General features: G+C 64.8%; 12 protein-coding genes and 1 tRNA gene. 8 read left to right on the forward strand and 5 right to left on the reverse strand.

Going from position 1 to position 13,177, the window contains the following annotated elements:
* Positions 1–53: 53 nt before the first annotated feature.
* Positions 54–1,097, reverse strand: a complete 1,044-nt coding sequence (locus U0C82_RS10495) for a YihY/virulence factor BrkB family protein (protein ID WP_322187059.1) — start codon at positions 1,095–1,097, stop codon at positions 54–56.
* Positions 1,098–1,523: 426 nt separating this feature from the next.
* On the opposite strand from U0C82_RS10495, the gene U0C82_RS10500 reads away from it, so the two are divergent.
* Both U0C82_RS10500 and U0C82_RS10505 read left to right on the forward strand, forming a co-directional pair.
* Positions 1,524–2,174 carry a S24 family peptidase gene (locus U0C82_RS10500; protein WP_322187060.1) on the forward strand — a complete coding sequence of 217 codons (651 nt, stop codon included), beginning with the start codon at positions 1,524–1,526 and terminating at the stop codon, positions 2,172–2,174.
* A 13-nt stretch (positions 2,175–2,187) separates the two neighbouring features.
* On the forward strand, positions 2,188–2,889 hold the full coding sequence (locus U0C82_RS10505) for a thermonuclease family protein (RefSeq protein ID WP_322187061.1): 702 nt from the start codon (positions 2,188–2,190) through the stop codon (positions 2,887–2,889).
* Between the two features lie 105 nt (positions 2,890–2,994).
* Here the strand turns inward: U0C82_RS10505 and U0C82_RS10510 are convergent, their stop codons facing one another.
* Positions 2,995–4,644: a lysine--tRNA ligase gene (locus tag U0C82_RS10510; RefSeq protein ID WP_322187062.1), complete on the reverse strand. Its 1,650-nt coding sequence runs from the start codon at positions 4,642–4,644 to the stop codon at positions 2,995–2,997.
* Between the two features lie 220 nt (positions 4,645–4,864).
* On the opposite strand from U0C82_RS10510, the gene U0C82_RS10515 reads away from it, so the two are divergent.
* Complete coding sequence (locus tag U0C82_RS10515; RefSeq protein WP_322187063.1) at positions 4,865–5,278, forward strand: tellurite resistance TerB family protein; 414 nt, start codon at positions 4,865–4,867, stop codon at positions 5,276–5,278.
* Positions 5,279–5,313: 35 nt separating this feature from the next.
* On the opposite strand, the gene U0C82_RS10520 is transcribed toward U0C82_RS10515, so the two are convergent.
* A complete protein-coding gene (locus tag U0C82_RS10520) occupies positions 5,314–6,135 on the reverse strand; it encodes a transporter substrate-binding domain-containing protein (RefSeq protein ID WP_322187064.1) in 822 nt (273 codons plus the stop codon).
* Positions 6,136–6,286: 151 nt separating this feature from the next.
* On the opposite strand from U0C82_RS10520, the gene U0C82_RS10525 reads away from it, so the two are divergent.
* Together U0C82_RS10525 and U0C82_RS10530 are read left to right on the forward strand one after the other, a co-directional pair.
* Positions 6,287–8,299 (forward strand): glycosyltransferase, encoded by a 2,013-nt coding sequence (locus tag U0C82_RS10525; protein ID WP_322187065.1) that lies wholly within the window; start codon positions 6,287–6,289, stop codon positions 8,297–8,299.
* Between the two features lie 383 nt (positions 8,300–8,682).
* Complete coding sequence (locus U0C82_RS10530) at positions 8,683–8,970, forward strand: acylphosphatase (protein ID WP_322187066.1); 288 nt, start codon at positions 8,683–8,685, stop codon at positions 8,968–8,970.
* Here the strand turns inward: U0C82_RS10530 and lipB are convergent.
* Entirely contained in the window at positions 8,954–9,739 is a 786-nt protein-coding gene (gene lipB / locus U0C82_RS10535; RefSeq protein WP_322187067.1) for a lipoyl(octanoyl) transferase LipB, read from the reverse strand. The genes U0C82_RS10530 and lipB overlap by 17 nt on opposite strands.
* Before the next feature lie 179 nt (positions 9,740–9,918).
* On the opposite strand from lipB, the gene U0C82_RS10540 reads away from it, so the two are divergent.
* The 3 genes from U0C82_RS10540 (at position 9,919) to U0C82_RS10550 (ending at position 12,097) form a co-directional block, all read left to right on the forward strand.
* A tRNA-Leu gene (locus U0C82_RS10540) sits at positions 9,919–10,003 on the forward strand.
* Positions 10,004–10,213: 210 nt separating this feature from the next.
* Positions 10,214–11,626: a magnesium transporter gene (gene mgtE, locus U0C82_RS10545; RefSeq protein ID WP_322187068.1), complete on the forward strand. Its 1,413-nt coding sequence runs from the start codon at positions 10,214–10,216 to the stop codon at positions 11,624–11,626.
* Positions 11,627–11,713: 87 nt separating this feature from the next.
* Positions 11,714–12,097 (forward strand): MerR family transcriptional regulator, encoded by a 384-nt coding sequence (locus U0C82_RS10550; protein WP_322187069.1) that lies wholly within the window; start codon positions 11,714–11,716, stop codon positions 12,095–12,097.
* Between the two features lie 51 nt (positions 12,098–12,148).
* Here U0C82_RS10550 and U0C82_RS10555 read toward each other — a convergent pair whose 3' ends face one another.
* Complete coding sequence (locus tag U0C82_RS10555) at positions 12,149–13,168, reverse strand: heparan-alpha-glucosaminide N-acetyltransferase (protein WP_322187070.1); 1,020 nt, start codon at positions 13,166–13,168, stop codon at positions 12,149–12,151.
* Positions 13,169–13,177 lie beyond the last annotated feature (9 nt).

The raw sequence follows: 13,177 nt of genomic DNA on the forward strand, positions 1-13,177 counted from the left end.
CTTGCCCGTCCGTGGGCCGGTCCCGCGCGGATGCACCGAGCGACTCTTTGGGATCAGCCGAACAGGCCGCGTTTTTCCGCCGTCGGTTCGGGATCGCGGCGGCGGCTCTTGCCGAGCGTATCGGCGACGCGCGCGCCTCGTTCGCCGAGCGGCTGCTTGGGATCGCCGGTCGTGTCGTGGGCGGTCTGGTGCTCCATTTCCGCGTTCACTTCCGCGCCGATGATGAAGATCACCGACGAGACCCAGACCCACATCATGAAGCCGATGACCGCACCGAGCGAGCCGTAGGTCGCATTGTAGTTGGCGAAGTTCTGCAGATACCAGGAAAAGCCGATGGAAGCGCCCAGCCAGACGAAGGCGGTGAGGAAGGCGCCGCCGAAGACCCATTTCCATTCGGCGCGTGACCGGCTCGGGCCGTAGCGATAGATCGCGGCGATCGCCGCGACGATCACGAGAAACACGACGGGCCAGCGCAGCGCCGCGATAAAGGTCTCGGTGAAGGTCTGCAGGCCGAGGATCGCCATGACCGCCGGCACGATGCCGATGGCGATGATGAGAACGATGCCGACGATGATCATGCTGATGGTGAAGCAGAACGCGACCGCATTGAGTTTCAGGAAGCTGCGGCTTTCGACCTCGCCATAGGCGACGTTCATCGCCTCGAACAGCGTCTTGATCCCGTTGTTCGCGCTCCACATCGCAAAGACGAAGCCGGTCAGAAAGCCCACGGAGAGCGAAGCCGGGTCCTGTTTGGCCAGCGTCGCGAGTTGGGATTGCAAAAGCTCCGTTCCCGCCTGCGGCAGGAACTGGCCGATGAAGGCGATATGCTCCGAGATCGACGACGGATCGCTGACGAAACCGTAGAGCGAGACGAAGACGGCGAAGGCGGGGAACAGGGCGAGCAGCAGGTAGAAGGTCGCGCCGGCGGCGATCAGCATCACCCTGTCCTCGAAGAAGGACGCGTAGAGCCGCAGCGCGATGTCCTTCCAGCCCTTCCATGGAATGTCGAGCGGACCTTCCGCGTCGCGGCCCCTGCCGGGCTCGCTCGCGCGCCTGCGCGTCTCCTCGTTCGTGTAGGGGCTGAACCGTCCAACCATTGCGCTTCGTTCGTTCCCCATTTGGTCGTGTTGCGGGACTTCGGTTTCCCGTTCGCTCATCAATGTCCACGGCGGCACCGGAGTTCCCACCGCGGCTTTGCCCGGACATGCGTCCGATGCCCGCAAGTTGCGTGGAGCGCTTGCTTCCGGCCGGGCCATCGGCACGATCCCGGCCGGGACGCGCGGCGATGTCGGTTCTTGGCGCGTTCCCGGACGAAGCGATGATGGTGCCTGATTGCGCGCAGTGCAACAACTTATGAGTGAGTTGTTTGGGTGTAATGCGTCTTTCGCGAGAGTTATCGCGCTTCAGGCGATAAAAGCTTGGTAATTCGCCGGCTTTCACCGTACGCTTGTAGACAAACCGCCGATGACCACTTATCCCCAGATGAGGATAATTTTCCTCGGCTGCTTTCGATATCGGGATCCATGTTTTCGCACGAGAATATATGGTCGGCCATTGACGCCCTCGCGACCCGGAACGGCCTGACGCCGTCGGGGCTCGCCAAGAAGGCCGGTCTTGATCCGACGACCTTCAACAAGTCGAAGCGCATGAGTGCGGACGGCCGACCGCGTTGGCCGTCGACCGAATCGATCTCGAAAGTGATCGAAGCCGTGAACTCCACCTTCGCGGAATTCGCCGTTCTGATCACCGGAGACAGGGCCGAGCCGGAAATGCGGTTTCGCGACACCGCGATCTCGGTCCCGCTTCTGGGGCTGGCCGAGGCCGGCGGCGGGGGATATTTCGACGATTCGGGCTTTCCGGCCGGCCATGGCTGGGACGAGATCACGCTTCCCGATTCGAACGGCGAGCCGATGTATGCGCTGGAGGTGTCCGGCCGCTCCATGGAGCCGCTCTACCGGGAGGGGGATAGGATTATCGTCTCGCCGACCGTCTCGGTCCGCCGCGGCGACCGTGTCGTGGTGCGGACCCGGGACGGTGAGGTGATGGCGAAGATCCTGCAGCGGCGCACCGCCAGAACGCTCGAACTGTCGTCCATCAACCCGGATTTCCCGCTCCGCCAGTTCGCGATCGAAGAGATCGACTGGATCGCGCGAATTCTGTGGGCAAGCCAGTAGCGCGGTGCGCGATATGGCGAGGTTTCGCAATTTTCTCGCGACCGCCGCCGGTCTCGCCGCTCTGACGGTCCTTCTGCTGCTTGCCTTTCCCGACGAACGGGCGCGTCGGATGGCGGATCGCCCTCGCGCCGACGAGACTGCCGCGCAGACCGCCACGCGGTCGCACGAGGACGGGGCTGCCGCCGGCACGGCCGCAGGTCGCGCGCTCACCGAAAGGCCGAAGGACATGCGCACGGTCGCCGCCCCGCGCGGCGACGCGGCCCCCATCGGCGCGCCGAAGCGGCTTCCGCCGCGCGATGCCCTGTCGACGCTCGCCGCGCCCGGCCTCGAGCCGGACGACGTCCGCGAACGTCTCCTGTCCCGCCCGGTCGCGATCGACAACGCCCATATCGAGATCGGCGAGGCGAGGATCGCCCTTCCGGGCGTCGAACCGCTCTCGGTGCACGATCAATGCGGGCCGCAAGCGAGCCGATGGCCCTGCGGAGCGCGCGCCCGCACCGCATTTCGCGCGTTCCTGCGCGGCCGCTCGATCGCATGCACGGTTCCGAAGGCGTTCGGCGAGGCGCCGGGCGAGATCGTGTCGGCCTGCAGCCTCGCCGGCGCGGATATCGGCGCCTGGATCGTTGCGAACGGATGGGGCAGGGCCGTGCCCGGCGGGCCCTATGTGGCGATCGAAGCCGAGGCGAAGAAGGCCGCGCGCGGCATTTGGCGATAGGGCGGCGGACTGGGAGGGCGTGATCCGGCTCGCGCGCGTCAAGGCCCGCAGGAAAGAAGCCTCGGGCAAGGGTGAAGCGAGCGCATCGCCCTTGCCCGGCCCGGTCTAGGCGTTTGCGGCCGGCCGGCCGGCCAGGGCTTCGGCGATCAGGGCCCTTGTCTCCCCGATGCCGTAGAGCGCGATGAACGATCCGAAACGCGGGCCTTTCTCCTGGCCGAGCAACACCTCGTAGAGCGCCTGGAACCACTCGCCGGACACGCCGGGGCCGCCGTCGGGACCCTTCTTCTTCTGGTCCTGATAGCGTTCGATGGGTCGGGCGACGTCGAGCAACGCGTCCTGAATGGTGCCGGCATCCGCATCGGCCGGCAGCGCCGCGAGCTTTTCGTCGAGGGTCCGCAACGCGTCGCGCTCGACATCGTCGGGCGCGCGGAAACGCTTCGTCGGCTTCACGAAATCATCATAGTAGCGGATCGCATAGCCGACGAGTTCGTCGAGTTCGGGATCGCTCCGCGGCGTCACGTCCGGGGAGTAGCGCGAGATGAAGCCCCACAGCGTCTCGGCATTCGACGCGTTCGACGCCGAGACGAGATTGAGCAGCATGGCGAAGGGTACCTTGATGCCCTCGGCCGGGGGATTGCCGGAATGGATGTGCCAGACCGGATTTTGGAGCTGCTGCCTGCCGTCCTGGCGCTGATAGGCCGACAGGAACTGGTAATAATCGTCGACCGCCTTCGGGATGACGTCGAAATGCAGCTTCTTGGCGGCCTTCGGCTTGCCGAACATGTAGAAGGACAGGCTCTTGGGCGATGCATAGGTCAGCCACTCGTCGATCGTCAGGCCGTTGCCCTTCGACTTGGAGATCTTCTGTCCGTTGTCGTCGAGAAAGAGCTCGTAGTTGAACCCTTCGGGCGGCTGCACGCCGAGCGCACGGCAGATCCTGGACGACAGGTTGACCGAATCGATGAGATCCTTTCCGGCCATCTCGTAATCGACGCCGAGCGCCGCCCAGCGCAACGCCCAGTCGGCTTTCCACTGGCACTTGACGGCTCCGCCCGTCACCTTCGTCCGGATCGGCTCGCCGCTGTCCGGGTCGAGGTAGGTGATCGTGCCTTGCGCCACGTCGCGATCCACCATCGGCACCTGCAGCACCACTCCGGTCACGGGGTGGACCGGCAGGAACGGCGAATAGGTCTCGCGCCGTTCGGGTCCGAGCGTGGGCAGAATGATGTCCATGACCTCGTCGTAGACCGAAAGCATCTTGGTGAGCATCGCGTCGAAATGGCCGGCGGCGTAATGGTCAGTCGCCGAGATGAACTCGTAATCGAAGCCGAACGTGTCGAGAAAGGCGCACAGGCGCGCATTGTTGTGGGCGGCGAACGAGGCATGCTCGTTCGAGAAGGGATCGGGAATGCGCGAGAGCGGCTTGCCGAGATGGGCAAGCAACATCTCGCGGTTCGGGACATTGTCCGGAACCTTGCGAAGCCCGTCCATGTCGTCGGAAAAGCAGATGAGGTTCGTCGCGACCTTGCCTTCGGTCAGCGCGATGAACGCATTGCGCACCATGGTGGTGCGCGCCACCTCGCCGAACGTGCCGATATGCGGCAGGCCCGAGGGCCCGTAGCCGGTCTCGAACAGCACCGTTTCGGGCATGCCGCTGGTCTCGAACCGCTTCAGGAGTTTGCGTGCTTCCTCGAACGGCCATGCGTTGGAGGCGAGCGCGAGGTCCGAAAGTTCGGAAGAGGTCAGCGATGTCATGAGCGATCTGGGTCCAGGATGTGGCGTGACGGGCGAACCCATGGCGGGCAGGGGCTTGGGATGGCCGATGCCGAAGGGTGCGCTGAAGAAGCTCTATGGACGGAAGGCGGGTTGCGTCAACCGGCGGGAGGGACGAAGGCTTGTTCCATCGGGCTTGTGCAGCCGGTTTGGCCTGCCTAGCTTCAGGGCGCAAAACGACGGGGCGAAGGAGCCGATAGCAATGTCCGACGGGAATGCTCAGGATGCGTTGATCCAGCTGATGCTGGCGGCCGCGGCCGCGGACGGTTCGATCAGCGACAAGGAGCTTCGCGAGGTCGACGAGCTCATGTCGTTTCTGCCGGTCTTCGACGGGTTCGATCGCGCACGGCTCGCAGGCATCGCCGATCAGAACGCCACCCTCCTGTCGTCGGACGACGGGATCGACGCCATCATCGCCAACGTCACCGCGAAGGTGCCGGTGCGCCTCTACGAGACCGCCTATGCGCTCGCCGTCGAGGTGATCTCGGCCGACGTCAGGGCGACGCAGGCCGAGCTTCGGCTCCTCGAAATGCTGCGCGACGCCTTCGACATGGACCGGCTGACCGCCGGTGCTATCGAACATTCGGCCCGCGTGCGCTATCGCCGGCTCGACTGAGGCGCGGTGGGCCCTGGCGCGAGGGCCCTGGCTCGCTACCAGGGGCTGACCGGGAAGTAGCGAAGCAGAAGCTCGGAAAAGATACCCTTCTCGACGGTCTGGACGAGCGCATAGTCGAGGGCGCGGGCAAGCCTTGCATCCTTGGCGGCGACCGCGATCGAAAGGCCTTCGCCGAGATATTGATCGGACAGGAACGGGCCGTCGGAGAAGGCGCAGCAGCCTTCGGCCCGGTCGCTTTCGAGCCAGAAGGACAGGCTGACGCCATCGCCGAAATAGGCGTCGATCTCGCCCTCCTTCAATGCGTCGAGCGCGGCGTTGCGATCGGGAAAGGCGCGCGGCTCGACGTCCGGAAAAAAGGCGCGGAACATGGCTTCGTGGGCGCTTCCCTGCAGGACGCCGACGGTCTTTCCACCGAGATTTTCGGCGACCGGCGTCTGAAGGGCGGCCTCCTTCAAGGTCACGAAGCGCGCGGGAAATCTCAGATAGGATTGGGTGAACGCGAACTGGTTGCGGCTTTGCGGGCTGATGGCGAGCCCGGCGATCACCGCTTCGCCGCGGCCCGACGCGAGCGCTTCCTCGAGGTCCGAAAACGGCACCGCCTCCACCTGGCAAAGGCGCAGGATGTCCAGTTCCTCGCACAGCGCCCGCGTGAGGTCGACGTTGAAGCCGACCAGCCGGCCGCGCTGATCGAGAAAATTGAACGGCGGGTAATCGGTGGCGGTCAGAAAGCGCAGGCGGGTCAGGTTAGGCAGTTCGGGAGCGGTGAGACGCTGTTTCTGATCGATGAAGCTGGGGAGAGCGGGCTCCTGGGCCCCCGCGACCGATCCGATCGTCAGCAAAAGCGTGGTGACGAACATCCTTAACGGCACGTTTTTCAACTTCCGAGCGAAGAATTCGCGCGCGCGTTTGTTCAAATACGATATCATACCGTGCAACCTTCAACTCTGGCGATCGAATGGCATCCTTCAGTCCCGGGGCGTGCCGGCGGATCATTGGGTGGGGGATTGCGTGAGCATTGTCGAGCCTCCGATCGCAACATCGGACAATGTTGTTTCGCTGCGCCGTGAAGGTGCCCCTGGGATCGAACAGGAGCGGGCCTTCTGGGCACGGCTGGCGGACACCGACGAATTCCCGAAACCGGCGCCCGACTTTCGGGACGATGTGTTCACCCGGCAGCTTCTCCAGAAGCTGAACCTTGCGCAACGCAGTCTGGACGAGGCCGAGACCGCGGCCAGACGCAACGGCACGGATATCGTCGCCGAACTGATCGCCGGGCGGGCGTTGACCGCGGAGGACTATGCCGCCTGCGCGGCCAGCGTGCTGGGCCTTCCGATGGAACGTCCGGAGCCCTCGGACATCATCATTTCGGCCGGGGACAACGGGCGCCTTCCCTTTGCCAGATCGTTGCGAACCTGCAACCGGTTGCTCGAGGCGAAGTTCTTCTTCGACCCCCGCCTCGAGCGGATCGGTTCCGTGAAGAAGATGCTTTCCGACCATCCGGCGCTGGCCCGACGGTGCCGGGTCACCACGGGCGCGGCCATTCGGCAGACATTGAATGCCGGGGACGACGGACACCGGTTCGAGCGGGCGACCTTGAGCCTGTCGCGGGACAGGATCGAGCATTCGGCGCGCATCGTCCTCACCGGCTGGCAAGGCGCCGTGATCGGCGCCTCGTTTTTCGGGGCGATCTGGATCGTGTCGACGTTCCTGTGGACGGGCGTCCTCGTCTTTCACCTCGCTGCGGCCCTGTTCTTCAGCGCCTGGATCGCTCTTCGCTTCGCGGCCGCGTTCGGCCGGCACGACGCGGCCGTGCCCGTGAAGGAGGATCGCGGACCGGAGGCGCTGCCGGTCTACACCGTCGTCGTGGCGCTGCATCGCGAGCACGAGATCGTCGGCCAGCTCGTTCGCAATCTCGAAGCGCTGAACTGGCCGCTGTCACGGCTCGAGATCTTTTTGGTGTGCGAGGCCGACGATAGGGCGACGATCGCGCCGTGCCGGACGCTCACCCGCGACAAGCCCCAGTTTCACGTGCTTCTCGTTCCGCCGGGCCATCCGCGCACGAAACCCAAGGCGCTCAACCACGTCCTGCCGCTCGCGCGGGGAAGGTTTCTGGTCCTGTACGATGCCGAGGACGAACCCCACCCCGACCAGCTCCTCGAAGCGTTCGATCGCTACGCGATCGGGGACGAGCGGCTGGCCTGCCTGCAGGCGCCGCTGATCATTCGCAACGCGGACCGGAACTGGCGCACCGGCATGTTCGCGATGGAGTATGCGGGCCTGTTCCGCGCTCTCCTGCCGTGGCTGTCCCGTCATCGCCTGCCGATCCCGCTCGGGGGCACGAGCAACCATTTCAGGACCGACATCCTCCGGCAGGTCGGCGGATGGGATTCGCACAATGTCACCGAGGATGCCGATCTCGGCATCCGTTTGACGCGCGCCGGATACGGGATCGCGACCCTGCGCCTGCCGACCTGCGAGGACCCGCCCGAAACGCTCGAGGTCTGGATCAAGCAGAGGACGCGCTGGCTGAAGGGGTGGTTCCAGACCTATGCGGTGCATATGCGAAACCCGTTACGCGTGTATCGCGAACTCGGACTGAAACGCTTCGCGGTGTTTCAATTGACCTTTCACGGCATGATGAGCGCGGCCCTGCTCCTGCCGTTCGCGATCCTGATGATGTCGTACACCGCGGTTTCCTTGGCAGGTTCCGGCTGGCCGCCGTCGCTCGCGGCCGATCTTCTGGTCATGGACCTCCTCATCCTGATCGGCGGGATGGGAAGCTTCGTCGCGTTGACGGTCCGCGGGTCGACATTCAGCGAGCTGCGAAAGACCGTGGGCGCACTGCCGCTGGTGCCGCTTTACTGGCTGCTCGTGTCCGCGGCCGCCTATCGCGGTCTGTTCCAGCTGGTCTTCGAGCCGCACGGCTGGGAAAAGACGCCCCATGGCCTGGCCTCGCGCGCCGACAAGCGCGACCCGCGCCACCGCACTGAGCCGATCTTCGACTTCGCCGAAGCAGGGTGACGCGCGGCGGGTGCGATCGGCAAGAGCGGAGCGGGGGAGACATCCGTCCTCGTTGCTGATCCTCGGCCGTGGATCGTCGCGCCGGGGGGATCGTCGCGCCGCGGATTGATACGCGCGGCCGAGCGAAGACACCGGCGAGACGACATGGGCGAGACGCCATGGGTGAGACGACACCGAAGGGAAGCACTGATGACATGCATGGGGCCGCCGGCCTATCATCCGGATGTGGCGAGGCAACCGGCGGCAAAGACGTGCGAAGCAGGCGGCTCAGACGGTTCGGCTTCGCCAATGCTTTGCGTGTCGCGGGCGAACCGGAGCGCCGCAGCCGGAATGACCAGTCCGGAAAGACAAGCCGGAAAGACAAGGAAGGGACGCTCGGACGGATGCCCGATTCAACCATGCATGTCATCGTTCACGGACGCGTCCAGGGCGTCGGATTTCGCGATTGGACCGAGCGCACGGCGCGCTCGCGCGGGCTTGCCGGTTGGTGCCGGAACCGATCGGACGGAACCGTCGAGGTGGTCGCCGCGGGAGACGGCGAGGCGCTGAGCGGCTTCTTGTTCGACCTCGAACGCGGGCCCTCCCATGCACGCGTCGAATCGGTCGAGATCATCGCGAACAGGGTCGAGGGGGACATGCCGCACGCGTTCGAGATCAGGCCGACGCGCTGATCGTCGGATCGACGGTCGGAACGTCGATCGTCGGCCCGAAGATGGTTTCGAAATTGCGCCGCAGAAGGGCGTCGACCTCCGGCATCGAAACCGCAAATCCAAGGTCCGACAGGCTTGTCACGCCATGATCACGGACGCCGCACGGCACGATCCCGGAAAAATGGTCGAGATCGGGATCGACGTTCAGCGATATGCCGTGGAACGTCACCCATTTGCGGACCCGGATCCCGATCGCCGCGATCTTGTCCTCGGCGACCGATCCATCGGCGGCCGGCGGGCGCTCGGGCCGCTGCACCCAGACGCCGACCCGGGTTTCCCGGCGTTCGCCGACGATGTGGAACTCGGCGAGGGTCTCGATGACCCAGGCTTCGAGGGCGGCGACGAAGGCGCGCACATCCTGCCGCCGTCGCTTCAGATCGAGGCAGACATAGGCGACCCGCTGTCCCGGCCCGTGATAGGTATATTCCCCGCCGCGCCCGGCCTGAAACACCGGAAAGCGTTCGCGGTCCACCAGATCGGCCGCATCGGCCCTGGTCCCGGCCGTGTAGAGCGGAGGATGTTCGACGAGGAAGACCGTCTCCGGAGCCGTTCCCGAATCGATGCCTGCGACCTGCGCCTCCATCATCGTCAAGGCGTCGGGATAGGGCGTCCGTCCCTCGACGATCGTCCAGGCGACCGGCGCAGACCCTTCGTGCGCGCGAAAGGTCTCCGCAACGGTGGCAAGACGGGTCGCTCCCGAGGCGGAGGCGGTCGGCACGGATGTGTTCATGGCGCAGAGATAAAGCCTTGCCACCGCCCGCGACAAGGGATGCGCAGTGCCCGACCCGAACGAAAAACGCCGTCTTCGGAATTTCAGGACGATCGCGGCACGGATTGCTCTTGCGGCCCGTCACAAGTCTTGTTACATGCCCGCTCACCGAGGCGATACCAACGCTTCGGACACGGCGTGCGGTCGTGGCGGAATTGGTAGACGCGCAGCGTTGAGGTCGCTGTGGGGCAACCCGTGGAAGTTCGAGTCTTCTCGACCGCACCAGCCATCTTTTCGAGCCATTGCCGGATTTTCGACGGCCTTCGCCGACCGCGAGGCTGGTTCGATCGCATCATGACTTATCGTCGCGATGGTTTTGCAATCCTTCGTTTCAGATCTTCTTTCCCCGGCCGTCAAACTGCTCTAGAGCCTCGGGCCGAGCCGATCGATCTGTCGAGCCGGTCGTTTCGATGATGCCGAACGGGGGAGTGGACGATGGCCGAAACTCTGGACAAGCGCCGCACGTCCGAACATGCCCGCGATCTCGGAATCTACGACGAGGACGGCTTCGTCGACGCTGATTTCCTCGATCGCCTTCGCTCTCTCGTCAAGGCGGAGAAGGCCGCGGCCCTGATCGAGATGGTGGAGCCGCTCCACGAATCGGAACTCGGCGACATTCTCGAGACGCTGGATGCCGAACCGCGGCAGAACCTCGTCCGTCTTCTCGGAAACAGCTTCGACTATGCGGCGCTCACCGAGGTGGACGAGGCCATCCGTCTGGCCATCGTCGAGGCGATGCCGAACCAGCAGATCGCCGAAGCGCTGGGCGAACTCGATTCCGACGATGCGGTCTACATTCTCGAGGATATCGAGGAGGAGGACCGCAAGGAAATTCTCGCAGCTCTGCCGTTCAAGGAACGGATCCGGCTGCGCCGGTCCCTCGAATATCCCGAGGAGTCCGCCGGCCGGCGCATGCAGACCGAATATATCTCGGTGCCGCCCTACTGGTCGGTCGGCCAGACCATCGACTACATGCGCGAGGACGAGGATCTTCCGACTTCGTTCGCGCAGATCTTCGTCGTCGATCCGACGCTGAAGCTCATCGGCGCCGTCGAACTCGATCGCATCCTGCGCGCCAAGCGGCCGGAGAAGATCGAAGACATCATGCACGACACGCGGCATGCGATTCCGGCCGAGATGGACCAGGAAGAGGCCGCGCAGATCATCGAGCAGTACGATCTGCTCTCGGCGGCCGTCGTCGATGCGGACGAGCGCCTCGTCGGCGTGCTGACGATCGACGACGTCATCGACATCGTGCAGGCCGAGGCCGAGGAGGACATCAAGCGCCTCGGCGGCGTCGGCGACGAGGAAATCTCCGATACGGTGATGACCGCCGTCAGATCGCGCTTCACCTGGCTTCTGGTCAATCTGGCGACCGCGATCCTCGCATCGATGGTGATCGGCCTTTACGATGCGACGATCCAGCAGATGGTCGCGCTCGCCGTTCTCATGCCGATCGTCGCCTCGATGGGCGGCAATGCGGGAACCCAGACCATGACGGTGGCCGTGCGGGCGTTGGCGTCCCGCGACATCGATCTGCGCAATGCCGGCCGAATCATCCGGCGCGAAAGCCTGATCGGCCTGCTCAACGGCGTCCTGTTCGCGCTCATCATCGGCATCGTCGCGGCCCTGTGGTTCCAGAGTCTCGGGATCGGCGGGGTCATCGCGGCCGCCATGGTGATCAACATGCTCGCCGCGGCGCTCGCCGGAATTCTGATTCCGCTGGTCCTCGACAATCTCGGCGCCGACCCGGCTTTGGCATCGGGAACGTTCGTGACGACCGTGACCGACGTCGTCGGCTTCTTCGCCTTTCTGGGTCTTGCCGGATGGTGGTTCGGCCTTGGCTGAACCGGCCGGCGTCTGGCATGGTTCGTCGGTTTGATATTAACCGGTGCGCGCCATCATGGGGGTCCGTTGGAGAGGTTCGATCGCGGCATGGATCATTTTTATTCGATTACCGATCTGACCAGGGAGTTCGGCGTATCCACGCGTACGATCCGATTCTACGAGGACGAGGGGCTGATACACCCGGTTCGCAAGGGACGGGCCCGTCTCTTCCGCCATTCCGACCGGACGCTTCTGCACAACATCCTGCGTGGCAAGCGCCTCGGTTTCTCCATCGCCGAGATTCGCGAGATCGTCGAGATGTACAAGGCCCCGCCGGGCGAGGCCGGCCAGTTGAAGTCGATCATCGAAAAGGTTCAGGCCCGGCGGTCCGAGCTCGAACAGAAGCGCCGCGACATCGAGGACCTGCTCGTCGACCTCGACAGCGCCGAAAAGGCCTGCGAGGCGCGCCTGTCCGAGATCAAGGCGCGTTAGAGCATCGGCCGAAGGATCGGTCTCGATTTTCGGAACGCCCGATGCCTTTCGTCAGGGAGACTGCGGGCGGTCGCTGTCCATGAAGGCCTCGAACGAACAGCGTTCGGTGATCTGCCGCACGCTCTGACGCTGCGTCTCGTCGATCTGCCCCTGCATCAGCGCCGTGAAGAGATCGCTCTCGTCGAGACTTGTCTTGGTGCAGGCGCAATAGCGCGCGCAGAACGCTTCGTCCTGCGTCGCAAGGCAGGTCTGGCGGCAGTCGCGCGCAAACGACAGGGCCGGATCGGGCGGCGCGACCTGCGCGGCGAGAAAGACGAGCCCGAACAGAAGCGGCTGGTGGAGGAGATAGAAGGCGAGCGAATGCCGCCCGAGGGGCGCGAGGCGCCGCAAGGGCCCAAGCTTCGGATCGATCCGCCGCACGAAGCGCAGCAGGTCGTGATCGACCGTGAGCCGGCCGGTGGCGATCCCGAGAAGCACGACGCCGAAAAACGGAAAGACCGGCACGAAATCGTTGGAGAACGGCGCCGTCGCATGAAGCCCGATCCACACGAACGCCCGGGGATCGAAGATCGCGCTGCTGTAGACGAAGGGCAGCGCGATGACCGCGACACCGAGAGGCAGGGAGACGAACCAGGGCACGCGCACGAAGAGAAGGCCCGCCAGCGAGGCGAACGCGATCTGGTGAAGAATGCCGAAGAAGACGAAGCTGTCCGGCGTGACGAACAGCGTCACGAGCGTGATCGCGGCAGCGCCCGCGACGATCTGCGCCAGCCGCACGAGGAACGGGCGCCACCTGATGCCGCGCGCATGGGCGAGGATCAGGCTGAAACCGACGAGAAAGAGAAAGCTCGACGCGATGCATCGCGCAAAGACGATCCAGCCGCCGCTCGTCGCCATATCGCGCGGCACATAGCCGAAATTCCCCAGATCCCAGGTGAAATGATAGATGGCCATCGCCAGGAGTGCGATGGCGCGCAGGACGTCGATCGTGTCGATCCGACCCCGTTCGGCGGGAGAACCCGGACGCCCTTCCGGGCCGCCCGAACGGGCATTGCGCGCGATTTCCGCCATTCCACCTGC

Origin of the sequence: Fulvimarina uroteuthidis (genome assembly GCF_034321785.1) — a bacterium.
In the GTDB taxonomy this organism is placed as follows: Bacteria; Pseudomonadota; Alphaproteobacteria; order Rhizobiales; family Rhizobiaceae; genus Fulvimarina; species Fulvimarina uroteuthidis.

Bases quoted from the DNA above. Each gene is read 5' to 3' on its own strand.
- U0C82_RS10495 (WP_322187059.1), bottom strand. From the start codon at position 1,097: ATGGTTGGACGGTTCAGCCCCTACACGAACGAGGAGACGCGCAGGCGC.
- U0C82_RS10500 (WP_322187060.1), top strand. From the start codon at position 1,524: ATGTTTTCGCACGAGAATATATGGTCGGCCATTGACGCCCTCGCGACC.
- U0C82_RS10505 (WP_322187061.1), top strand. From the start codon at position 2,188: ATGGCGAGGTTTCGCAATTTTCTCGCGACCGCCGCCGGTCTCGCCGCT.
- U0C82_RS10510 (WP_322187062.1), bottom strand. From the start codon at position 4,644: ATGACATCGCTGACCTCTTCCGAACTTTCGGACCTCGCGCTCGCCTCC.
- U0C82_RS10515 (WP_322187063.1), top strand. From the start codon at position 4,865: ATGTCCGACGGGAATGCTCAGGATGCGTTGATCCAGCTGATGCTGGCG.
- U0C82_RS10520 (WP_322187064.1), bottom strand. From the start codon at position 6,135: ATGTTCGTCACCACGCTTTTGCTGACGATCGGATCGGTCGCGGGGGCC.
- U0C82_RS10530 (WP_322187066.1), top strand. From the start codon at position 8,683: ATGCCCGATTCAACCATGCATGTCATCGTTCACGGACGCGTCCAGGGC.
- lipB (WP_322187067.1), bottom strand. From the start codon at position 9,739: ATGAACACATCCGTGCCGACCGCCTCCGCCTCGGGAGCGACCCGTCTT.
- mgtE (WP_322187068.1), top strand. From the start codon at position 10,214: ATGGCCGAAACTCTGGACAAGCGCCGCACGTCCGAACATGCCCGCGAT.
- U0C82_RS10550 (WP_322187069.1), top strand. From the start codon at position 11,714: ATGGATCATTTTTATTCGATTACCGATCTGACCAGGGAGTTCGGCGTA.
- U0C82_RS10555 (WP_322187070.1), bottom strand. From the start codon at position 13,168: ATGGCGGAAATCGCGCGCAATGCCCGTTCGGGCGGCCCGGAAGGGCGT.